This is a genomic window from Helicobacter pylori, assembly GCF_021062735.1.
Lineage (GTDB): Bacteria > Campylobacterota > Campylobacteria > Campylobacterales > Helicobacteraceae > Helicobacter > Helicobacter pylori_DN.
In genome coordinates, this window is record NZ_JAHXLB010000002.1 from 1 (window position 1) to 23319 (window position 23319).

Below are 23319 nucleotides of genomic sequence, written 5' to 3' on the forward strand. Positions count from 1 at the left end.
TACAAAGAATCCTGCCCAAAAACCCCTAACAGATCAAGAGGATTTACTAAAAACAAGCGAAAATTTAAACGAAACCACACAAGAAGCTAAAAATTTAAGCCTATTAGAACAAGCCAACGCCGAAAAGTATGAATTAATACTAAAAACGAAGCATAAAACGAAATTATAAGGATAGTGTAGCCCATAGAAAAACATTAGCAAAATCTCAGAATAGCAATTGACCATCAGTTATGAGCTGAGTGCTAGACATATTTGATAAAGCTAATGTGTTTTGAAACTTTAACATAAAAAATTAAACACAAGGAGTAAGGAATGAAAAGCATTAAAAAGCCTCACCTTGACCATACACAAGCCCTTGCGTCTTATGTGTCAGGGTCTCTTGGCACACTCAAAGTGTTTTTAGTATGGGTTAGAAAGTTATTCTCCAACCCATGCCTTGACAATATTAGCACAAAAATATTAAATATAAATAATAGAAAGAGTGAATTAGTTTTAAAAATAATGTTCAAGAGTAACGGAGATTATAAGAATAACAACGCTTATAAGAAGTTTTCAAGTACCGGACTCAATGCTAACGCAAGGGTTCAGCCATAGGTCGAGTTCCCATGGTGGTGCTAAAAAGAACAATACTTAAAAAACTTTAATGAGTCAATGGGTGAAAAATGAATTAATTTTAAAAATGATGCATCAATCAAAGCTTTAATGCAAGACACCAAACCCTCTAAGGGGCAACCATAGGTTGAGTTCCTATAGCGACATCTTTAGAAATGTTACCACAAAAACCCCAACAAAGTCAAATAACGACCTAAATCTTTTCAAGGAGAACGCAAGGAGAATAAATGAAAAACAAAAAACGATGTTAAAGCAGAGATGAACAAGGCGGACATTATCCACTCTTTCATTCCGCAAGATAGCTGAAAATGCTAAAAAGCAATGAGTGGGCTCATTGAAACTATAAAACAAAAACTTGAAAAAGTCAAGAAATGAAAGAAAGCGAACTCAATAGCTACAATCAAATCTATAGGAGAAGCGAGAAGGATAATGGATAAGGCGAATCATTAAAGAGTGAGTGGGTTATTATAGGGTTTGAAAAGAAAGCAGGAAATCTTAGAGAGCAAGCTAAGTTTATAGACCCTAGCTTAATTACAAAAGATGGAGAGCGTTTAGCTTCTTCTTTAAACTCTAATAACCCCAATCCTACCACAAAAGAATAAGCAAGGCAATAAACTACCCAACCCAGTCAGTATGAGAAAAATAAGCCTAAAAACCCCTTTAAAAATTCTGGCTTTGTTCTAATCAAATGCCAATAATTGAGTTTTTAAAAAATGATTTTTTAAACTCTATAAAAATGAAATAACCCTTTTTATGGTTTAGTTTAAGCCCAGTTGGTTTTAGTGAGGTTTTCTCTGATGGAAAAAAGCTTGTCTTTGACTTCGTTACTGCTCAATTTCCTCACTTTATCCGAATTGTATTTCAAATCCTGACTAAGAAGAGACAATCTGTTAGACAAATCGGCAATATCCACCCTTAACCCCTCATCTCTAGCTAATTTGAGCGCGGGGATTAGATCCGTATCTTTTGAAAATATCAAAATCCTATCAGCTATTTTTTTAAAGGCTATTCTTTGAATGTCAAGACCCATGAGCATATCCACCTGCTTTTGTTCCAATAACGCCCTATAACTCCCATCAAACTCCACCCTTATTGCGTTTAACTTAGTCCTCCCTAACCTCAATTCCACTTGATCCAATGAAGCCAGATCGTGTTGGAAATTTTCCACATCGCTATAAATCTTCTCCCATTTAGTCGCTTCACTGCTTTGTAAGATCTCTTCAATGTCGCTGCTTGTGAAGATTTTCATTTCTGTTCCCGGATTTTTTTCATTTTGGAGGGTGTCGTTCCTCTTATCCCATAACGCATGTTCAAAATCAAAGGGTGGGGTGGTATAAAAGTAAATACGGCTGATCCATTCATCATCTAGTAAAAAAGCCCTGATAGTAACGATCACATCTAAAGCGATATTGTAATTAACGCATTTTGTTTGTTTAATATCGCGCCTGAAATTCTCCCAATCCACTAATATGATTGTGTTTGCTTTCATTTATTGCTCCCTTATTTATACGCTAAATTTTTTAAAAATTCTTAATGCAATCTTGTATTTTGTGCCAACAAGAAACATGGATATAATAATAGCGTTTTTTAAACCTTGCGATAAATAAACAGGAATGATTGATGCGTATTTTAGGAATAGATCCGGGCAGTAGGAAATGCGGGTATGCTATCATTTCTCACACTTCTAGTAAGCTTTCTTTAATCACGGCCGGGTTCATTAATATCACCACGACACGCTTGCAAGAACAAATCTTAGATTTGATAGAGGCCTTAGATTGCTTATTGGATCGTTACGAAGTTCATGAAGTAGCGATTGAAGATATTTTTTTTGCGTATAACCCTAAAAGCGTGATCAAGCTCGCGCAATTCAGGGGGGCGTTGTCCTTAAAGATTTTAGAAAGGATCGGCAATTTTAGCGAATACACGCCCCTACAAGTCAAAAAAGCCCTAACCGGTAACGGGAAAGCTGCTAAAGAGCAAGTAGCCTTTATGGTCAAACGCTTGCTTAACATCACAAGCGAAATCAAGCCTTTGGATATTAGCGATGCGATAGCCGTTGCTATCACGCATGCGCAACGATTGAAGCCCCACTAACTACCATTTGCAAGCTACTTCAAAGCGCGCGTTAAACCCGGGCTCGGCGATCGCTCTTTTAATAGCGTCAGTGCCTGGCATATCCGGGCTCATGACATAAGGGCTTGTTTGATCCACATAGAATTTGTTGAAAACATTATTAAACACGGCTGAAAGCAACAAACCTTTCCAGTGGCTTTTGGTTTTAGGACTCCAATTGATATAAAAATTACTCACGCCATAGCCCGGTTTATGCATATGCACTAATCCTAATTGGGATCCGCATTTGGCTAAATCGGTAGGGGTTTTGGGTTTTTCAGCCGTCCCATAATCAGGCAAGTAAATATCAAACCCGCAATAATCTAAACCGGTAACAAAGCGGCTAAGCCATGCAAGATTGATCCCTGTTTTGGGGATGGTGTAATCCAATTTGATGATAAAAACATTACCGGTGCTTGCGGCAAGCTCATAGCTATCCGCCATTAAATACCCCCTAGTGGTGGGCCAGGTGCGCGAGATCCCCACATTCAAACTCACGCCTTTGTATTTGAATGTCCCACCCACCTCATAGCCATAAATCCTAATCGCTTGACTCAAATTGGTTACAATCAAATTTTGCGCGTATTGTGAGATGAAATTATCCAAAGCTTGATAAAACGCCGCAGCCCTCCCGCTAAAATACTGGCTTGAATAATCAATATTAAATTCAGCGTTAGAGCCCACTTCAGGCTTGATATTTTTAGCGTATCGTAAATCGTTTTGGCGCATATACACGCCATCTCCTGGCATAACCCCCCTTGTAACTTGAGAATAAGTGATTTTTAAAGATAAAGGCTCAATGGGGCTGATTACAAGAGCCGCGCTAGGGCTAAAGCCTTGAGTGTAGCGGTGGTTCCAATCTTTATCATAAAGCGTGTAAGCATCCCACCTCACCCCAGCTCCAAAAGTGATGATTTTATGAGGCGAGTAATTCGCTTGGACATAGCCTCCATAAATATTCCCATTGGCTTTCCCTCTTTGGCATAGCGTAGGGTCATTAGGGTTATTATCCACAAGAGTGCAAGCGATTTGTTTTTGTCCTTTATCATCAGTATAAACTTGATTAGGCCTGTATAATTCTGATTTGGGGATACGAGCGTCAAAAACGCTTAAATTTTGGTAATTGAATCCGTATTCAAAAAGGCTGTCTGTGGCTTCATCAATCACATGTGCGACTTTAAGGTTTAAGCCGGTGTTGTTTAAAAACAAATCCCTAGGCTGCGAGCTTGGTTTATCCACATCTGAAAAGCTTGGGGTGCAATACCCGCCTTCCACGCATGGGTAATTTTCTTTTTCCCATGCGCTCGCTAAAGAAGTGGGGAATTTAGCATAAACGCCATTAGGATCAAATAGGGGATCAAACTGAGCGTTCCTGATGCTTGTATAAAGGGTAAAATCTAATCGTGGGTCGCCAAAAGAATTTCCCGCTTCCCTTTTGTATTGTAAGGAAAGATTGTTAGCGCTATTAATAGAGTGATACAAATACCTTGTGAAACTATCTAACACATTAGGACACCCTTGAGCGCCATCAGGACTAAAAGGGGCTTCACAAGGATAAGCTAACCCTATAGCGTTACTCCTTAAAGGGCGTGTGGCGTTATCTCGTGTCATGTTCCAGCTGAAAGTGAGCGTATCCCTGTCGCTCAAATAGCCATTCATTTTAATCAAAGCGTTATTTTGCTCGCTAGGAGTTCCTGGCTCTTTATCGGCTTGTGTGGGATGAAAAAGGTTTTTCATCGCTGTAGCACCGCTTCTATAATAGAAAATATTTTGGTGCGTGTAGTAAGCGATAATATCAAAATGCGCGTTTTGATAGGCCGATCTGAAAGTCTCTCGATCGCCAAAATTGGTATAAAAACTCACCGCCCCACTCGCTGCATAATTTTTCCCCCTAGGGATAAAATCAGCCGCTCCTTTAGTCTCCATTTTAATCACTCCCGCAATCGCTCCTGGCCCCGCGCTCGCATTAGCCGCGCCTTTAGTCACTTCCACGCTTTTGAGCATGCCAGGATCAATCACGGTGTTGCCTTGGTGGTGGTAGATATTGCCATTTTGCGCAGCCCCATCCACTGTAACCCTTAAAAGCCTGTCTTCAACGCCTCTCACATAGATTTTCTGCCCCATCACGCTCCCTCCGCCCACATTCACATCAGGGTTAGTCCTAAATAGGTCTTTGACTTCATTGCTTTGGCGTTGATCCAGTTCTTTAGAAGTAACCTTAAACTCATTATTGTAAGTGAAAATCCTTTTAGCTTGGGTGGTAACCTTATTTAAAGTGTGCTCCTCGCTATAGCAAGTCTCAGTGAGTAGGGGTAAACATAAAGCGTATCTAAGCTTTGGGTATGATCTTAAAAACATCCAATAATTCTCCTTAATCTGAAAATTCAAAAAATAAAAATCAAAAAAAATCCGTCAATGCATTGAGATAGAATAGTATGATAATTATTATTAAAACCAGATTAAAAATAAAATTTTGTTTTTAATCTTTATTATTTTCATTAATTGTTACAAATAGAAATACTTAAGGGGGTTTTTCATTCTTAAAAAAAGGATTTTTTAAGGAAATTGAATCTTGTTAGTCTTTGTATAACAAATTATGTGATAATTTCCACAAGTAATCGGATTAGTGTCAGATTACGAAGATTTACAATACAAATAAAGGAAAAAAGATGGTTAATAAAGATGTGAAACAAACCACTGCTTTTGGTGCTCCCGTTTGGGATGACAACAATGTGATTACGGCTGGCCCTAGAGGTCCTGTTTTATTACAAAGCACTTGGTTTTTGGAAAAATTAGCAGCGTTTGATCGAGAAAGGATTCCTGAAAGGGTAGTGCATGCTAAAGGAAGCGGAGCTTATGGCACTTTCACCGTGACTAAAGACATCACTAAATACACTAAAGCGAAAATTTTCTCTAAAGTGGGCAAAAAAACTGAATGCTTTTTCAGATTTTCTACTGTGGCAGGGGAAAGAGGCAGTGCGGATGCAGTGAGAGACCCTAGAGGTTTTGCGATGAAGTATTACACTGAAGAAGGTAACTGGGATTTAGTAGGGAACAACACGCCTGTTTTCTTTATCCGTGATGCGATCAAATTCCCTGATTTCATCCACACTCAAAAACGAGATCCTCAAACCAATTTGCCTAACCACGACATGGTGTGGGATTTTTGGAGTAATGTTCCTGAAAGCTTATACCAAGTAACATGGGTTATGAGCGATAGAGGGATCCCTAAATCTTTCCGCCACATGGATGGTTTTGGCAGCCACACTTTCAGTCTTATCAACGCTAAAGGCGAACGCTTTTGGGTGAAATTCCACTTTCATACCATGCAAGGCGTTAAGCACTTGACTAACGAAGAAGCCGCAGAAGTCAGAAAATATGATCCTGATTCCAATCAAAGGGATTTATTCAATGCGATCGCTAGAGGGGATTTCCCAAAATGGAAATTAAGCATTCAAGTGATGCCAGAAGAAGATGCTAAGAAATATCGATTCCATCCGTTTGATGTAACTAAAATTTGGTATCTCCAAGATTATCCGTTGATGGAAGTGGGCATTGTAGAGTTGAATAAAAATCCTGAAAACTATTTCGCAGAAGTGGAGCAAGCGGCATTCAGTCCGGCTAATGTCGTTCCTGGAATTGGCTATAGCCCTGATAGGATGTTACAAGGGCGCTTGTTCTCTTATGGAGACACACACCGCTACCGCTTAGGGGTTAATTATCCTCAAATACCGGTTAATAAACCAAGATGCCCGTTCCACTCTTCTAGCAGAGATGGTTACATGCAAAACGGGTACTACGGCTCTTTACAAAACTATACGCCTAGCTCATTGCCTGGCTATAAAGAAGATAAGAGCGCAAGAGATCCTAAGTTCAACTTAGCTCATATTGAGAAAGAGTTTGAAGTGTGGAATTGGGATTACAGAGCTGATGATAGCGATTACTACACCCAACCAGGTGATTACTACCGCTCACTGCCAGCTGATGAAAAAGAAAGGTTGCATGACACTATTGGAGAGTCTTTAGCTCATGTTACCCATAAGGAAATCGTGGATAAACAATTGGAGCATTTCAAGAAAGCTGACCCCAAATACGCTGAGGGAGTTAAAAAAGCTCTTGAAAAACACCAAAAAATGATGAAAGACATGCATGGAAAAGACATGCACCACACAAAAAAGAAAAAGTAACCCTTTTCTTTAAGCGTTCTTATTTTTTAGGAACGCTTTGTCTTTCAAAATTTAGGTTTTTGGATACTCATCAATCCTTTGGTGGTGTGTCCTACTTTTTCATTCATTTAACGAATTTAAAAATTACAATAAAGAGTTATAGTTATGAAACGAAGGGATTTTATTAAAACGACTGCTTTAGGTGCTACAGGTGCTGTTTTAGGAGCACAGATTTTGCAGGCAGAAGAAAGCAAAGGGAGTGTTGCAAAATATAAAATAGAAGCTCAATACAGCATTGATTTTGATTCTGCAGAAAACACTTCCTTATTTATTCCCATGCCAAGTGTTGTAGCGAGCAATGTGCATTTACAAGGCAATCATGCCAGTTATAAAAGCATGCTCAATTTTGGAGTGCCTTATTTGCAAGTGGATTTTTTAAAAAGCACTCAAAAAAAGCAAGTCCATTTGTCTTATGAGATCGCTAGCTATCAATTGAATGATCGTTTGTTTGAAACGAGCGATTTTGTAGCAATGGGGCGTTATGAAAGAGACGATGCGAGCGTGGCTAATATTGCCAACCAGCTCAAGGGAATAACCCCTAAAGAAAGCGTTCGTAATTTTTATGCGTTCATCAAGCATGAGATGCCTAGAAGACAGAAGGCTTTAGAGGGTAAAGAAAATTTGCCTAAGCGCGAGAGTTTGCCTTGGTTTGCAACCATTTCAAAAGAGAGCATGTTTGTGTCCTTATGCCATGCGTGTGGGATTAAAAGCGCTGAAGTGCAAGGCTTGAAATTGGGTCAAAACAGCGTGGTGAAAAACACTCCTAGAGTGGAAGTGTATTTGAAAGATTCATTTCTAGCGTTTGATTTTCAAAATAATCACAAGGAAGTTTTTATCCCATTGAATCGCCATAAAGACATGCAGTTAGATTCTGCCTTATTGGCGACTTTTGGCGATGCTTTCGCCCTTGTGGATGGTAGGGATTTAGGCAATTACGAGAGCAAACTTTTTGAAAAAAGAGTGTCCTATACGATTGTCTAAAGGCATGAAATTTAGAAATATTCCTTGATAGCGGGCTTTCCTTTTTAGGGAGAGTTTGCAAAAAGGGTTTAAAGGGTTGTCTTTATGCGAGAATTTTTTAAGAAACTTGGCACAGAATACGCTTCTAAGCTGTTTTTGGTTTATTGGCTTAGATGGATGTTGAGCGCGTTGGTGATGCTGCCTTTTATGGAGATTTTTTATTATTTCAATTTTCCGTTGTGGCTCAATCTTTTCTTGGGGCAAACCATTGGAGCGGTGATTTTTTTCAAGCTGGACAAGTTGATTTTTTCTAAAAAATGATTTTTACAAGCCTAAAAAGCCACTAAGTTTTTTCTTAAGCTTTTGTATTCTCCTAAGCTTTTTTGAGGAATTCAGATTTTAAAGACAGGCTCTGCCCTTCTATTTTACAATCCACATTGTGATCGCTATTGACAAGTTTGATGTTTTTGATTTTAGTGCCTTTTTTAAGCACTAAAGATGAACCTTTAACCTTTAAATCCTTAATGAGAGTGACCGAGTCCCCATTTTGTAAAAGATTATTGTGGCAATCTTTAACGATCAATTCTTCATCATTAACTTCATTTCCATTCCATTCATACAAACAGCTAGAGCAAATTAATTGCGTGCCATCATGGTAGGTGTAGGCGTCATTGCATTTAGGGCATGGGGGTAAATCTTGCATGGTAATCGTCCTTATAGTGGTATTAGGTTGATGATATTACCTAAATCAAGGTTATAAAACGCTTTATTTTGATAAGCACCAACCCCATAAGATCGCATGACGAAAAATTACCACCTGCTTAACGCAAGCTATTTAATATTTTAAAAATTCTTTTAGATTTTTTTAATGTTATCAATTTAAATTTTTTCTAGTTAGTATTCAAAAATCTCTTTTTAAAAATAGGTTACCAAATGTTACAAATAAGTTAAAATTTATTAAAATAATCATAATGATTAAAGATTTTAACCACTATTGTAGAAAAATAACAAGAGGGTTTGTAAAAACTCTCATTAAAAACAAGGAGCAAAAAAGATGAAAAAAGCGGGCTTTCTTTTTTTAGCGATGGTGGCTATCGTTGTTATGAGCTTAAACGCTAAAGATCCGAATGTGTTGCGTAAGATTGTTTTTGAGAAATGTCTGCCTAATTATGAGAAAAATCAGAATCCTTCGCCATGCATAGAAGTCAAACCCGATGCCGGCTATGTGGTTTTAAAAGATATTAACGGCCCGTTGCAATATTTGTTGATGCCAACAACTCACATTAGCGGTATTGAAAGCCCTTTGTTGCTTGATTCTTCTACGCCTAACTTTTTTTATTTATCCTGGCAAGCGCGTGATTTTATGAGTAAAAAATACGGCAAACCCATTCCTGATAGCGCAATCTCTTTGACGATTAACTCTAGCAAAGGGCGATCGCAAAACCATTTTCATATCCACATCTCTTGCATTAGCCTTGATGCGCGCAAACAGCTGGACAATAATCTAAAAAAAATCAACAGCCGTTGGTCGCCATTATCAGGGGGTTTGAACGGGCATAAATACTTGGCGCGTCGGGTAACAGAGAGCGAATTAGCGCAAAAAAGCCCGTTTATCATGCTTAATAAAGAAGTGCCTAATGTGCATAAACGCATGGGGGACTATGGCTTGGCGGTGGTGCAACAAAGCGATAACTCCTTTGTCTTATTAGCGACACGATTTAACCCATTGACTTCCAATCGCGCTTCAGCCGAAGAGATTCAAGATCATGAATGCGCGATTTTGCGTTAAGGTGGGTTAGATTTTGAGCGATAACCTTTAAAAAGCGTTATGGGGTAGTGTTACAAAACTCCCTATCCCCTTATGAATTTGACCGATCTTTTTGATTAATAAAACTTAAAATCCGCAACCAATCATTCTAAAAAGCTATTTAGGAACAACTTTTGCTTTATTTTGCATAGATTGAATTTCTTTACATTAAAGGATAACCATGCTTAGGTCTTTATGGTCTGGTGTCAATGGGATGCAAGCCCACCAAATCGCTTTGGATATTGAGAGTAATAATATTGCGAACGTGAATACCACTGGGTTTAAATATTCTAGGGCTTCTTTTGTGGATATGCTCTCTCAAGTCAAACTCATCGCTACCGCACCCTATAAAAACGGGTTAGCAGGGCAGAATGACTTTTCTGTGGGGCTTGGGGTAGGCGTGGATGCGACGACTAAAATCTTTTCACAAGGCAATATCCAAAACACAGATGTCAAAACCGATCTAGCGATTCAAGGCGATGGCTTTTTTATTATTAGCCCTGATAGGGGGATCACGCGCAATTTCACTAGAGACGGGGAGTTCCTTTTTGACTCGCAAGGGAGTTTGGTTACCACCGGCGGGCTTGTGGTGCAAGGGTGGGTGAGAAACGGGAGCGATACCGGCAATAAAGGGAGCGATACGGACGCTTTAAAAGTGGATAACACAGGCCCTTTAGAAAACATTAGAATTGATCCAGGAATGGTGATGCCAGCTAGAGCGAGTAACCGCATTTCTATGAGGGCGAATTTAAACGCTGGAAGGCATGCGGATCAAACAGCGGCGATATTTGCTTTGGATTCTTCGGCTAAAACCCCTTCAGATGGCATTAATCCGGTGTATGATTCAGGCACGAATCTTGCTCAAGTCGCTGAAGACATGGGATCTTTATACAATGAAGATGGCGACGCTCTTTTATTGAATGAAAATCAAGGGATTTGGGTGAGTTATAAGAGCGCAAAAATGGTCAAAGACATCCTCCCTTCTGCAGAAAACAGCACGCTTGAATTGAATGGGGTTAAGATTTCTTTCACCAACGATTCAGCGGTGAGCAGGACTTCAAGCCTAGTAGCGGCCAAAAATGCGATCAACGCGGTCAAAAGCCAAACAGGCATTGAAGCTTATTTGGACGGCAAGCAATTGCGTTTGGAAAACACCAATGAATTAGATGGCGATGAAAAGCTTAAAAACATTGTGGTCACTCAAGCCGGAACCGGAGCGTTCGCTAACTTTTTAGACGGCGATAAAGATGTAACGGCTTTCAAATACAGCTACACGCATTCTATCAGCCCTAATGCGGATATTGGGCAGTTTAGGACCACTGAAGACTTGCGTGCATTAATCCAGCATGACGCTAATATCGTAAAAGATCCTAGCTTAGCGGACAATTACCAGGACTCAGCGGCTTCTATAGGGGTTACAATCAATCAATACGGCATGTTTGAAATCAATAATAAAGACAATAAAAATGTCATTAAAGAAAATCTCAATATCTTTGTGAGCGGGTATTCTTCAGACAGCGTAACGAACAATGTTTTGTTTAAAAACGCGATGAAAGGGCTTAATACCGCTTCTTTAATTGAAGGGGGAGCGTCAGCGAGCAGTTCTAAATTCACCCACGCTACGCATGCGACAAGCATTGATGTGATAGACAGCTTAGGCACTAAACACGCCATGCGCATTGAGTTTTATAGGAGTGGGGGAGCGGAATGGAATTTTAGGGTGATCGTGCCTGAGCCTGGGGAATTAGTAGGGGGGTCAGCGGCTAGGCCTAATGTGTTTGAAGGAGGCCGTTTGCATTTTAATAACGACGGATCGCTTGCGGGCATGAACCCGCCTCTTTTGCAATTTGACCCTAAAAATGGCGCTGATGCTCCCCAACGCATCAATTTAGCCTTTGGTTCCTCAGGGAGCTTTGATGGGCTAACGAGCGTGGATAAGATTTCTGAAACTTATGCGATTGAGCAAAACGGCTATCAGGCGGGCGATTTGATGGATGTCCGCTTTGATTCAGACGGGGTGCTTTTAGGAGCGTTCAGTAATGGCAGGACTTTAGCGCTCGCTCAAGTGGCGTTAGCGAATTTCGCTAACGATGCGGGCTTACAGGCTTTAGGCGGGAATGTCTTTTCTCAAACCGGAAACTCAGGGCAAGCCTTAATCGGTGCGGCTAATACGGGGCGTAGGGGTTCGATTTCAGGATCCAAACTAGAGTCTAGTAATGTGGATTTGAGCCGGAGTTTAACGAATTTGATTGTGGTTCAAAGGGGGTTTCAAGCGAACTCTAAAGCGGTAACCACATCCGATCAAATCCTTAATACCCTATTGAATCTTAAGCAATAAACTAAAGGATTACTCTAATACAATATAATAGGGGCTAATTTAAAGATTAAGGTTTAGTATGCATGAATACTCGGTCGTTTCTTCTTTAATCGCTCTTTGCGAAGAGCATGCGAAGAAAAATCAAGCCCATAAGATTGAAAGAGTCGTGGTCGGTATTGGTGAAAGAAGTGCTATGGATAAGAGCTTGTTTGTGAGCGCGTTTGAGACTTTTAGAGAAGAATCTTTGGTGTGTAAAGACGCTATTTTAGACATTGTAGATGAAAAGGTTGAATTAGAATGCAAGGATTGTTCGCATGTTTTTAAGCCTAACGCTCTAGATTATGGGGTGTGCGAAAAATGCCACAGCAAGAATGTCATTATCACTCAAGGCAATGAAATGCGTTTGTTGTCTTTAGAAATGTTAGCGGAATAAAAACCGATGCAAGAAAAATTGAACGCTTACCAGCAAGAAATTGAAGACACTAGGGAAGTTTTAAAAAAAATCCGTTTGGAATTGAAGCAAGTCCAAGAAATCTTGCGTAAGAAAAAAAGCACCTTAAAAGGTTTGAAGCAAGAAATCTGTCAAAAAAAATCAGAAAAAGAAAACTCCCGCTCAAACAAAGAAGCGCAAAATACAGGAGAGGATGTGATTTTCCCTAAAGCCCTTGAAGAAGTGGAGGTTTTCACTAGTGATAATCAGGTTATCATGGCAAAACCAAGCAAGCGCGTGTTTGATGAAGGGCTTTATTTGCAATACCGCAGCGTTTTGCGCGAAAACAGGCTTTTAAAAAACCATCTCTCTAAAAAAGATTTTGAAAATTCGCTACTCAAAATTGAATTGAGGGATTTGCATAAAGAAATCAAGCTCTATCAAGTCCAAAACCTTTTGAAAGACAAATAATGCCCACGATTTTAGTGAGCGCTTTAGAAGCGAGCTCTAATGCGCATTTAGAGGAATTACGCCACAATTTGCCTAAAGATTATCGTTTCATTGGCGTGTTTGAAAGCAAAGAGGCACTCTATAGCCCTAGGGAATTTTCTGTCATGGGGTTTAGAGATGTGATAGGCCGTTTAGGGTTTTTACTCAAAGCCCATAAAGAAATGGTCCAATTAGCCAAACAAGCGGATATGGTGCTTTTAATGGATTCTTCTTCTTTCAATATCCCCCTAGCCAAAAAAATCAAAAAACAAGATCCGCATAAAAAAATCATGTATTATATTTTACCGCAAGTTTGGGCATGGAAAAAATGGCGCGCTAAAAGTCTTGAAAAATACTGCGATTTTTTGGGAGCGATTTTGCCTTTTGAAGTGGGCTATTACCAAAAAAAGGCTCAATATGTAGGACATCCTTTATTAGATGAGATTAAATACTATAAAAAAGATATTAAGGGCGAAACTCTAGTGTTTATGCCAGGAAGCCGAAAAAGTGAAATCGCTAAAATGTTCCCTTTGTTTGTCAAAGTGGCTCAAATTTTAGAACAAAACGAAGGGTTTAAAAGGCGTGTGTTAGTGGTGCCGAGTTTCTTTAAGGGGTTGGATTTGAAAGCTCTTTATGGAGAAGACATTCAATTATTTGAAATTTCTTATGATGCACATAAAAGTTTATTTGAAGCGGAGTTTGCGTTCATTTGCAGCGGCACAGCGACTTTAGAGGCCGCTTTGATTGGCACGCCTTTTGTGTTAGCGTATAGGGCTAAAACGATGGATTTTTTGATCGCTAGAATGTTGGTCAATTTGCATTATATAGGACTCGCTAATATTTTTTATAACGCCTTAAATGATGAAACTCCAGGGCTTGGGGAGAGCCAATTGCACCCGGAATTGATCCAGCATTTTTTGAGCGTAGAGGGTTTGTTAAAAGCGTATAAAGAAATGGATAGAGAGTGCTATTTTAAAGAAAGTTTGAGATTAAGGGAATATTTAAAACATGGGAGCACGAGAAAAGTCGCCGAAGAGGTGGCTTTTTTGCTGAATTTAACTTAATTTTTACTATAATCTCTACTGAATAAGCTTAGGAGATTAAATGAATAAAGAACCTATGAGTATGCATGGATACAATAAGATTTGTGCGGAATTAAAGCAATTAAAAGAGGTGGAACGGCCTAATATTGTGAAAGAAATTGATATTGCTAGAGGGCATGGGGATTTGAAAGAAAACGCTGAATACCATGCCGCTAAAGAAAAACAACGCTTCATTGAAGCGAGAATCGTGGATTTAAGCGAAATTGTCGCTAACGCTCAAGTGATTGATCCGAGCGTTTTGGCTCATAATAAAGTGAGTTTTGGCAGCACGATTAAAATCCTTAATTTAGACAACGATAAAGAGTTTTCTTATACGATAGTAGGGAGCGTGGAGAGTGATCCGGCTAAAGGGTTGATCTCTTTTGGTTCGCCAATCGCTAAGAGTTTGATCGGTAAGAGTAAGGGCGATGCGGTGAGCATTCAATTGCCTAATGGCGAAAGCGATTTTGAAATTTTAGACATTTATTATAAAGAGATTTGTTTTGATGAAAATTAAAATCCAAAAAATCCACCCAAACGCCCTTATCCCTGAATACCAAACCGAGGGCTCTTCAGGCTTTGATTTGCATGCTGTAGAAGAAGTAATGATCAAACCTCATAGCGTGGGGTTGGTGAAAATAGGGATTTGTTTGTCTTTAGAAGTGGGGTATGAATTGCAAGTGCGCACCCGTAGTGGTTTGGCTTTGAATCATCAGGTGATGGTGTTGAATTCTCCTGGCACGGTGGATAATGATTATAGGGGCGAAATTAAGGTCATTTTAGCGAATTTGAGCGATAAAGATTTTAAAGTTCAAGTAGGGGATAGGATCGCTCAAGGGGTGGTTCAAAAAACTTATAAAGCCGAATTTATAGAATGCGAACAATTAGATGAAACTTCAAGGGGTAGTGGGGGGTTTGGCAGCACAGGAGTGAGCAAGGCATGAGCATTAAGGAAAATTTAGAGCAAGTTAAAAACGAATTCAAAAGCGATGAAAAGCTTTTAGAGGGGGCGTTTAGATTAGAAAAGTTTTTCAAACGCTACAAGTGGGTGTTGTTGTTTATCGTGGTGGCTTTTATCGCTTATTTAGGGGATACAAAATTACAAGATTATAAGCATGAGCAAACGAGAGAGCGGATCACTCAAATTTATAATGAAGTGCTAGAGAGTCCTAATAATATAGCCTTGCAAAAAAGATTGAAAGAAGTCGCCCCAGAGTTGTATGACTTGTATCAGTTCGCCAGAGCGAGTGAGAGAAATGATGCAAACGAGTTTAAAAAACTTTCGCAATCTTCTAATGAAATTATCAAAGCGTTCGCCAAATATTCTTACGCATCGCTTTCTAGAGATAAAAACCTGCTTGAAAAAAGCCCCATTCTTAAAGAAATGAGCGCTTTACAAGAAGTGAACTTGTTGTATGAAGAAAATTCTAAAGACGCAATTAAAAAAGCGCATCAAAGTTTATCCACTATCCCTATAAGTTCTTCACTCTATGCTATAATCTCTGTTTTAAAACATTATGGCGTGTTAGAAGATATTCAGCAAAACCCTTCCAAACCAACCAATCTAAAAAAAGAAACCATTCAAGGAACGCATTGATTTGATGAATAAACCATTTTTAATCTTACTCATAGCCCTAATTGCCTTTAGCGGCTGTAACATGAGAAAATACTTCAAACCCGCTAAACACCAAGTTAAAGGCGAAGCGTATTTCCCTAACCATTTGCAAGAAAGTATCGTTTCATCTAATCGTTATGGAGCCATTTTGAAAAATGGAGCGGTTATAGGCGATAAAGGTTTAACGCAGCTAAGAATCGGTAAGAACTTCAATTACGAAAGCAGTTTTTTAAATGAGAGTCAAGGGTTTTTCATCCTTGCGCAAGATTGTTTGAACAAGATTGATAAAAAAACAAGCAAAAGCAAGGCGGCTAAGACTGAAGAAACGGAATTGAAATTAAAGGGCGTTGAAGCGGAAGTCCAAGATAAAGTCTGTCATCAAGTGGAATTGATTAGCAATAACCCTAACGCCAGCCAACAATCTATTGTTATTTCTTTGGAGACTTTTGCCTTGAGCGCGAGCGTTAAAGGGAATCTTTTAGCGGTGGTGTTAGCGGACAATTCAGCGAATTTATACGACATCACTTCTCAAAAATTGCTTTTTAGTGAGAAAGGTTCCCCAAGCACCACGATCAATTCTTTAATGGCGATGCCTATTTTTATGGATACGGTCGTGGTGTTCCCTATGCTAGATGGGCGCTTGTTGGTCGTGGATTATGTGCATGGAAACCCTACGCCTATTAGAAACATTGTTATCAGCAGCGATAAGTTTTTTAACAATATCACCTACCTTATCGTAGATGGCAATAACATGATCGCTTCTACAGGGAAAAGGATACTCTCAGTGGTGAGCGGTCAAGAGTTCAACTATGATGGGGATATTGTGGATTTGCTTTATGATAAGGGGACTTTATATGTGCTCACGCTAGACGGGCAGATTTTGCAAATGGATAAGAGTTTGAGGGAATTAAACAGCGTGAAATTACCCTTTGCTTCGCTCAATACCATTGTATTAAACCATAATAAATTGTATTCTTTAGAAAAACGAGGGTATGTGATAGAGGTGGATTTGAATGATTTTAATTCGTATAATGTCTATAAAACGCCAACTATAGGCAGTTTTAAGTTTTTTTCATCCAATCGTTTGGATAGAGGGGTGTTTTATGATAAAAATCGGGTGTATTATGATCGCTACTATTTAGATTATAATAATTTTAAACCCAAGCTTTATCCCGTTGTGGAAAAACCTGCATCTAAAAAATCTCAAAAAGGCGAAAAAGGGAACGCTCCTATTTATTTGCAAGAAAGGCATAAAGCTAAAGAAAAGCCTTTAGAAGAAAACAAAGTTAAGCCAAGAAATAGCGGGTTTGAAGAAGAAGAGGTTAAAACCAGAAGGCCTGAGCCTATTAGGGATCAAAATAACGCTATCCAAAAAGGCGTAAAAGAAAATCAAGAAAACAAAAACGCTCCTAAAGAGAACAAGGCTCAAAAAGAAGAGAATAAACTAAATTCTAAAGAAGAAAAACGCCGCTTGAAAGAAGAAAAGAAAAAAGCCAAAGCCGAACAAAGAGCGAGAGAATTTGAACAAAGAGCGAGAGAGCATCAAGAAAGAGATGAAAAAGAGCTTGAAGAAAAAAGAAAAGCTTTAGAAATGAATAAGAAGTAGGCCTATGCCAGCTAGGCAATCTTTTAAAGATTTGAAAAACCTGGTTTTATGCGATATAGGCAACACGCGTATCCATTTCGCGCAAAACTACCAGCTCTTTTCAAGCGTTAAAGAAGATTTAAAGCGTTTGGGTATTCAAAAGGAAATTTTTTACATTAGCGTGAATGAAGAAAATGAAAAAGCCCTTTTGAATTGTTATCCTAACGCTAAAAATATTGCAGGATTTTTTCATTTAGAAACCGACTATGTAGGGCTTGGGATAGACCGGCAAATGGCGTGTCTAGCACTAAATAATGGCGTGGTGGTGGATGCGGGGAGCGCGATTACGATTGATTTAATTAAAGAGGGCAAGCATTTAGGAGGGTGTATTTTACCCGGTTTAGCCCAATATATTCATGCGTATAAAAAAAGCGCTAAAATTTTAGAGCAACCTTTCAAAGCCTTAGATTCTTTAGAAGTTTTACCTAAAAACACTAGAGACGCTGTGAATTACGGCATGATTTTGAGCGTCATCTCTTGTATCCAGCATTTAGCCAAAAACCAAAAAATCTATCTTTGTGGGGGCGATGCGAAGTATTTGAGCGCGTTTTTACCCCATTCTGTTTGCAAGGAGAGTTTGGTTTTTGACGGGATGGAGATCGCTCTTAAAAAAGCAGGGATACTAGAATGCAAATGATGCAGAATTTGAGTTTTTTGGGCATGTTTTTAGCCGCTTTGAGCATGTCTTTAGGGCATTGTGTGGGCATGTGTGGGGGGATTGTGAGCGCGTTCAGTCAAATAAAATTTTCTAAAATTACAAGCTTTTCTTACCAGCTCACTTGCCATGCCCTTTATAATGTAGGGAGGATCAGCACCTACATGCTTTTAGGGGCTATAGTGGCGGGTTTAGGGCATAGTCTTAGCGTGAGCATGGGTTTTAGGGGTGTTTTATTCATCAGCATGGGGATTATTTTGATCGGTTTAGCGCTCTTGGGAGCTAAAGTGGAAAAATTAAGCTTTCAAATCCCTTTCATCTCTTTTTTGATGAAAAAAACCTTGCAATCTCAAAACATTCTAGGGCTGTATTTCTTAGGCGTGTTGAACGGGTTTTTACCTTGCATGATGGTGTATTCGTTTTTAGCGAGCGTGATTCTCAGTCATAGCGCATTTATGGGAGCGATGCTAGGCCTTTCTTTTGGGCTTGGCACTAGCGTGCCGTTGTTTTTAATGGGGGTTTTTTTAAGCAAAATTTCCATTTCTTACAGGAAATTTTTCAATCTTTTGTCTAAAGGTTTAATGGGGGTTTTTGGGCTTTATATTCTTTATATGGGGATCATGCTCATTAACCACCAAAACCCCCATGCGATGCACCATTCAAGCGAAACCACCCAACACGATCACAAGCGAATACATGAGCGCCACTAACAAAGCCCTTTTTTTAGATAGAGACGGCATTATCAATATTGATAAAGGCTATGTGAGTCAAAAAGAAGATTTTGAGTTTCAAAAAGGGATTTTTGAATTGCTAAAGCATGCGAAATTTTTGGACTACAAACTGCTTTTAATCACCAACCAATCTGGGATCAACCGGGGCTATTACACCCTTAAAGATTTTGAAAACCTCACCGAATACCTCCAAGAAAGCTTGCTCAAAGAATTAGGTTTTAATCTGGATGGCGTCTATTTTTGCAGGCACGCCCCAGAAGAAAATTGCGCTTGCAGAAAGCCAAAGCCCTTTTTGATTTTACAAGCCGCTAAAGAGCATCAAATTTGCTTGGAGCGATCTTTTATGATAGGCGATAAGGAGAGCGACATGTTAGCCGGCTTGAACGCTAAAGTTAAAAATAACCTTTTATTGACTACAAATTTTTTAAAAACTCCTCATTCTTGGATACAATGTAAAAATCTTAAAGAGATGATGGAACTAATCAAATAAGGATAGTAATGCGTTATATTGATGATGGATTAGAAAATCAAACGATTTTAATCACCGGTGGGGCTGGCTTTGTAGGCAGTAATTTGGCCTTTTATTTTCAAGAGAACCACCCTAAAGCTAAAGTAGTCATTTTGGATAAGTTTCGCAGTAACACACTCTCTAGTAATAAGCGCCCCAGTTCTTTAGGGCATTTTAAGAATTTAATCGGTTTTAAGGGTGAGGTGGTTGTAGCTGATATTAATAACCCCTTAGATTTAAGGCGTTTAGAAAAATTGCATTTTGATTATTTGTTCCACCAAGCCGCTGTTTCTGATACGACCATGCTGGATCAAGAATTAGTGATGAAAACCAATTATCAGGCTTTTTTAAACCTTTTAGAAATCGCTCGATCAAAAAAGGCTAAAGTGATTTACGCTTCTTCAGCGGGCGTTTATGGCAACACCAAAGCCCCCAATGTGGTAGGCTCAAACGAAAACCCTGAAAACGTTTATGGCTTTTCCAAGCTTTGCATGGACGAATTTGTTCTTTCGCATTCAAGCGATAACATTCAAGTGGGCTTAAGGTATTTTAATGTCTATGGACCTAGAGAATTTTATAAAGAAAAAACCGCTTCCATGGTTTTGCAACTCGCTTTAAGCGCAATGGCGTTTAAGGAAGTCAAGCTTTTTGAATTTGGCGAGCAATTAAGGGATTTTGTCTATATTGAAGATGTGATCCAAGCGAACGTGAAAGCGATGAAGGCTCAAAAAAGCGGGGTTTATAATGTGGGTTATTCCCAAGCCAGAAGCTATAATGAAATCGTTAGCATTTTAAAAGAGCATTTAGGGGATTTTAAAGTGAGCTATATTAAAAACCCTTATGCTTTTTTCCAAAAGCACACCCAAGCGCATATTGAGCCTACTATTTTGGATTTAGATTACACCCCTTTATACGATTTAGAAAGCGGTATTAAAGATTATTTGCCCCATATCCATGCGATTTTTAAAGGACAGCGCACATGAAAAAAATCCTAGTCGTAGGCGATCTGATCGCTGATTATTATTTGTGGGGGAAGAGCGAACGCCTTTCGCCTGAAGCCCCTGTGCCTGTTTTAGAAGTCAAAAAAGAGAGCAAGAATTTAGGCGGAGCGGCTAATGTGGCTAATAATCTCATTTCTTTAAAAGCTAAAGTTTTTTTATGTGGGGTCGTGGGCGATGATTTAGAGGGCAAGCATTTCATTAGCGCTTTAAAAACAAGAGGGATTGACACTTCAGGCGTCTTAATAGATAAAACCCGTTGCACCACGCTTAAGACGCGCATCATCGCGCAAAACCAGCAAATCGCGCGCGTGGATAAGGAAATCAAAGACCCCTTAAACGCTGATTTAAGAAAAAAACTTTTAGATTTTTTCACAGAAAAAATCCAAGAAATAGATGGCGTGATCCTTTCAGATTACAATAAGGGCGTGTTGGATTTTGAACTCGCTCAAACAATGATCGCTCTAGCCAACCAACACCACAAGCTCATTTTATGCGACCCTAAAGGGAAGGATTATAGCAAATATGCTCATGCGAGTTTGATCACGCCTAATCGCGCTGAATTAGAGCATGCGCTCCATTTGAAGTTAGACAGCCATGCTAATTTATCAAAAGCGCTCCAAATCTTAAAAGAAACTTATCAAATCGCTATGCCTTTAGTCACTTTGAGCGAACAAGGCATCGCTTTTTTAGAAAAAAACGAGCTAGTCAATTGCCCCACTATCGCTAAAGAAGTTTATGATGTTACGGGAGCTGGCGATACGGTGATCGCGTCTTTAACGCTTTCTTTATTAGAATCAAAGAGCCTAAAAGATGCTTGCGAGTTTGCCAATGCGGCGGCGGCTGTGGTGGTGGGTAAAATGGGGAGCGCGTTAGCGAGTTTAGAAGAAATCGCTTTGATTTTAAACCAAACGCACCCCAAAATCCTCCCTTTAGAAAAGCTGTTAGAAACTTTAGATCAGCAAAAAATCGTTTTCACCAATGGCTGTTTTGACCTCCTCCATAAAGGGCATGCGAGTTATTTGCAAAAGGCTAAAGCTTTAGGGGATATTCTCATTGTGGGGTTAAATAGCGATGATTCCATTAAAAGGCTTAAGGGGGATAAACGCCCCATAGTGAGCGAAAAAGACAGAGCGTTTCTTTTAGCGAGTTTGTCTTGCGTGGATTATGTCGTGGTGTTTGAAGAAGACACGCCCATCAAATTAATTCAAGCCCTAAAGCCTGATATTTTAGTCAAGGGAGCGGACTACCTCAATAAAGAAGTCATAGGGAGCGAGTTGGCTAAAGAAACCCGTTTGATAGAGTTTGAAGAAGGTTATTCCACAAGCGCTATCATAGAAAAAATTAAAAGGACATGCAATGATTGATGATTTAATAAAAAAAGAATTTTTAGCCCATAAGGAAGTGTTAGAAAAAAGTTTAGAAAGTTTGCAAGAAGCGTTAAAGCAAAGCGTTCATCTTTTGATAGAAACTTTAGAAAATCAAGGGAAAATCCTTATTTGCGGTAACGGGGGGAGTGCTAGCGATGCGCAGCATTTTGCCGCTGAATTGACCGGGCGCTATAAACTGGAAAGGAAAGGCTTGAGCGCAATAAGTTTAAGCACGGATACCTCAGCCCTCACCGCCATTGCGAACGATTATGGTTATGAAGAAGTGTTTGCCAGACAAGTGGAAGCGCTAGGGAATAAAGAAGATATTTTAATAGGGATTTCTACAAGCGGTAATTCCAAAAATGTCCTAAAAGCTTATGAAAAAGCCAAAGATTTAGGGATGAAAACGCTTAGCTTAGCGGGGCGTGATGGGGGGAAAATGAAGCCTTTAAGCGATATGGCTTTGATTGTCCCTAGCGATGACACCCCACGAATCCAAGAAATGCACATTCTTATGATCCACATCTTATGCGATTGCATTGAAAGGCATTTCGCTCATAAAAATTAAATTCAAAGGCTATGCACCTGAATTTAAAAAGAAAGGATCAAAAAACAACAAAAACCCAAGTCAAAGCAAATTGCTTTTCATTGATCTTCTTTAGATTGTGTCCCCATTGAAAATTGAATTTTTCACAATCACGTAATCCACTTTTCGAATCGCTTCAAGGTCTCTTCCGCCTGCATAGGAGATTGAAGATTGCAAATCTTGATGCATTTCAACCAGCGTGTCTTTTAACGAGCCTTTATGTTGGATCCAAATTTTCTTACCTTCAACATTTTTCCTTTCACCTTTTTGGAACTCTGATGCCGAACCGAAATATTCTTTATATGCGATACCATTTTCTATTTTTGTTTCTCCAGATGATTCTTCATGCCCTGCAAAAAGCGAGCCAATCATTACCATTGTCGCGCCAAAGCGTATTGATTTTGCAATATCCCCATGCGTGCGAATGCCGCCATCTGCAATAATGGGTTTTCTTGCTGCTTTAGCGCACCACCTAAGAGCCGCCAGCTGCCAACCACCCGTGCCAAAGCCTGTTTTGATTTTAGTGATACACACTTTTCCAGGCCCGATGCCAACTTTTGTAGCGTCAGCACCGGCGTTCTCTAATTCACGGACTGCTTCTGGCGTGCCCACATTCCCGGCAATCACAAAAGTTTCGGGCAAACGCGTTTTGATGCGTTGGATCATTTCAATGACAGAATTTGAATGGCCATGTGCAATATCGATTGTGATATAGTCTGGCGTTAATCCTTGTTTGGCTAACTCTTCTATCAAAAGATATTCTTCCTTTTTCACCCCAACGCTGATTGAACTGATCCACTGGCGTTCTTTCATCTTTTTGACAAACGGGATTCTTTTCACTCCATCAAAGCGGTGCATGATGTAGAAATAGCCATTTTCTGCTAGAAATTCTGCGATCGATTCGTTAATGATTGTTTGCATGTTGGCTGGGACTATGGGCATTTTAAACGCGTGTTTGCCTAGAATAACGGTCGTATCGCACTCTGAACGGCTATTCACAATGCATTTATTAGGAATGAGTTGGACATCTTCGTAATCAAATACTTTCAATGACTTGATCCTTTTTTGCTTTAAAAACATTATTTTTACCTTAAATTGAATAAAAAATCAAGAGGAAATGATATAGGCTCGATCAAATTTTGGGCGTCAAAGGCCTTATGAATAACCATAATAAGC

23 protein-coding genes and 2 pseudogenes are annotated in these 23319 nt (G+C 39.4%); 21 read left to right on the top strand and 4 right to left on the bottom strand.

The genetic code is table 11. The features are described from left to right. Window positions 1–127 (top strand): annotated as a pseudogene (locus KX581_RS01270) (DUF3519 domain-containing protein); the annotation flags it as partial. A 185-nt stretch (window positions 128–312) separates the two neighbouring features. Then, window positions 313–594 (top strand): hypothetical protein, encoded by a 282-nt coding sequence (locus tag KX581_RS01275; protein ID WP_231175372.1) that lies wholly within the window; start codon window positions 313–315, stop codon window positions 592–594. A gap of 781 nt (window positions 595–1375) precedes the next feature. Here KX581_RS01275 and KX581_RS01280 read toward each other — a convergent pair. Then, a complete protein-coding gene (locus KX581_RS01280) occupies window positions 1376–2101 on the bottom strand; it encodes an NYN domain-containing protein (protein ID WP_000646773.1) in 726 nt (241 codons plus the stop codon). A gap of 131 nt (window positions 2102–2232) precedes the next feature. On the opposite strand from KX581_RS01280, the gene ruvC reads away from it, so the two are divergent. Continuing rightward, window positions 2233–2706: a crossover junction endodeoxyribonuclease RuvC gene (ruvC, locus tag KX581_RS01285; protein ID WP_180594223.1), complete on the top strand. Its 474-nt coding sequence runs from the start codon at window positions 2233–2235 to the stop codon at window positions 2704–2706. Here the strand turns inward: ruvC and KX581_RS01290 are convergent, their stop codons facing one another. After that, window positions 2707–5082 (bottom strand): TonB-dependent receptor, encoded by a 2376-nt coding sequence (locus KX581_RS01290; RefSeq protein ID WP_231175373.1) that lies wholly within the window; start codon window positions 5080–5082, stop codon window positions 2707–2709. 311 nt (window positions 5083–5393) lie between these two features. On the opposite strand from KX581_RS01290, the gene KX581_RS01295 reads away from it, so the two are divergent. From KX581_RS01295 to KX581_RS01305, 3 genes are all read left to right on the top strand, one after another. Then, on the top strand, window positions 5394–6911 hold the full coding sequence (locus KX581_RS01295; protein WP_000247370.1) for a catalase: 1518 nt from the start codon (window positions 5394–5396) through the stop codon (window positions 6909–6911). Window positions 6912–7055: 144 nt separating this feature from the next. Beyond that, the gene (locus KX581_RS01300; RefSeq protein WP_231175374.1) at window positions 7056–7931 is read left to right on the top strand and encodes a twin-arginine translocation signal domain-containing protein; all 876 of its coding nucleotides are present in this window, start codon (window positions 7056–7058) and stop codon (window positions 7929–7931) included. 84 nt (window positions 7932–8015) lie between these two features. Then, on the top strand, window positions 8016–8231 hold the full coding sequence (locus tag KX581_RS01305; RefSeq protein ID WP_001206520.1) for a hypothetical protein: 216 nt from the start codon (window positions 8016–8018) through the stop codon (window positions 8229–8231). A gap of 52 nt (window positions 8232–8283) precedes the next feature. On the opposite strand, the gene KX581_RS01310 is transcribed toward KX581_RS01305, so the two are convergent. Beyond that, window positions 8284–8613, bottom strand: coding sequence for a zinc ribbon domain-containing protein YjdM (locus tag KX581_RS01310; RefSeq protein WP_231175375.1), 330 nt, complete (start codon window positions 8611–8613; stop codon window positions 8284–8286). Between the two features lie 268 nt (window positions 8614–8881). Here KX581_RS01310 and cdh point away from each other — a divergent pair. From cdh to gmhA, 15 genes and pseudogenes are all read left to right on the top strand, one after another. Beyond that, window positions 8882–9699 (top strand): annotated as a pseudogene (cdh, locus tag KX581_RS01315) (CDP-diacylglycerol diphosphatase). Between the two features lie 199 nt (window positions 9700–9898). Beyond that, entirely contained in the window at window positions 9899–12055 is a 2157-nt protein-coding gene (flgE, locus tag KX581_RS01320; RefSeq protein WP_000946402.1) for a flagellar hook protein FlgE, read from the top strand. Window positions 12056–12113: 58 nt separating this feature from the next. Then, complete coding sequence (gene hypA / locus KX581_RS01325; protein WP_000545280.1) at window positions 12114–12467, top strand: hydrogenase/urease nickel incorporation protein HypA; 354 nt, start codon at window positions 12114–12116, stop codon at window positions 12465–12467. 6 nt (window positions 12468–12473) lie between these two features. Continuing rightward, the gene (gene mua, locus KX581_RS01330; RefSeq protein ID WP_219026009.1) at window positions 12474–12935 is read left to right on the top strand and encodes a nickel-binding protein Mua; all 462 of its coding nucleotides are present in this window, start codon (window positions 12474–12476) and stop codon (window positions 12933–12935) included. Then, window positions 12935–14017: a lipid-A-disaccharide synthase gene (gene lpxB / locus KX581_RS01335; RefSeq protein WP_231175376.1), complete on the top strand. Its 1083-nt coding sequence runs from the start codon at window positions 12935–12937 to the stop codon at window positions 14015–14017. Before mua ends, lpxB begins: the two co-directional genes overlap by 1 nt. Before the next feature lie 40 nt (window positions 14018–14057). After that, complete coding sequence (gene greA / locus KX581_RS01340; protein WP_001031343.1) at window positions 14058–14552, top strand: transcription elongation factor GreA; 495 nt, start codon at window positions 14058–14060, stop codon at window positions 14550–14552. Further along, on the top strand, window positions 14542–14979 hold the full coding sequence (gene dut / locus KX581_RS01345) for a dUTP diphosphatase (RefSeq protein WP_000694128.1): 438 nt from the start codon (window positions 14542–14544) through the stop codon (window positions 14977–14979). Before greA ends, dut begins: the two co-directional genes overlap by 11 nt. After that, window positions 14976–15632, top strand: a complete 657-nt coding sequence (locus KX581_RS01350; RefSeq protein ID WP_231175377.1) for a tetratricopeptide repeat protein — start codon at window positions 14976–14978, stop codon at window positions 15630–15632. The genes dut and KX581_RS01350 overlap by 4 nt, the downstream gene beginning before the upstream one ends. Window positions 15633–15636: 4 nt before the next feature. Next, a complete protein-coding gene (gene pgbB, locus KX581_RS01355; RefSeq protein WP_231175378.1) occupies window positions 15637–17256 on the top strand; it encodes a plasminogen-binding protein PgbB in 1620 nt (539 codons plus the stop codon). 4 nt (window positions 17257–17260) lie between these two features. After that, window positions 17261–17932, top strand: coding sequence for a type III pantothenate kinase (locus tag KX581_RS01360; RefSeq protein WP_231175379.1), 672 nt, complete (start codon window positions 17261–17263; stop codon window positions 17930–17932). Beyond that, window positions 17923–18660 (top strand): sulfite exporter TauE/SafE family protein, encoded by a 738-nt coding sequence (locus tag KX581_RS01365; protein WP_231175380.1) that lies wholly within the window; start codon window positions 17923–17925, stop codon window positions 18658–18660. The genes KX581_RS01360 and KX581_RS01365 overlap by 10 nt, the downstream gene beginning before the upstream one ends. Beyond that, a complete protein-coding gene (gmhB, locus tag KX581_RS01370; protein WP_231175381.1) occupies window positions 18647–19171 on the top strand; it encodes a D-glycero-beta-D-manno-heptose 1,7-bisphosphate 7-phosphatase in 525 nt (174 codons plus the stop codon). Before KX581_RS01365 ends, gmhB begins: the two co-directional genes overlap by 14 nt. Window positions 19172–19179: 8 nt before the next feature. Further along, on the top strand, window positions 19180–20172 hold the full coding sequence (gene rfaD, locus KX581_RS01375; protein ID WP_231175382.1) for an ADP-glyceromanno-heptose 6-epimerase: 993 nt from the start codon (window positions 19180–19182) through the stop codon (window positions 20170–20172). Next, entirely contained in the window at window positions 20169–21554 is a 1386-nt protein-coding gene (rfaE1, locus tag KX581_RS01380) for a D-glycero-beta-D-manno-heptose-7-phosphate kinase (RefSeq protein ID WP_180510350.1), read from the top strand. The genes rfaD and rfaE1 overlap by 4 nt, the downstream gene beginning before the upstream one ends. Continuing rightward, a complete protein-coding gene (gmhA, locus tag KX581_RS01385) occupies window positions 21547–22125 on the top strand; it encodes a D-sedoheptulose 7-phosphate isomerase (protein WP_180510349.1) in 579 nt (192 codons plus the stop codon). The genes rfaE1 and gmhA overlap by 8 nt, the downstream gene beginning before the upstream one ends. 90 nt (window positions 22126–22215) lie before the next feature. Here the strand turns inward: gmhA and KX581_RS01390 are convergent, their stop codons facing one another. Beyond that, complete coding sequence (locus tag KX581_RS01390; protein WP_231175383.1) at window positions 22216–23193, bottom strand: GMP reductase; 978 nt, start codon at window positions 23191–23193, stop codon at window positions 22216–22218. Window positions 23194–23319: the final 126 nt, after the last annotated feature.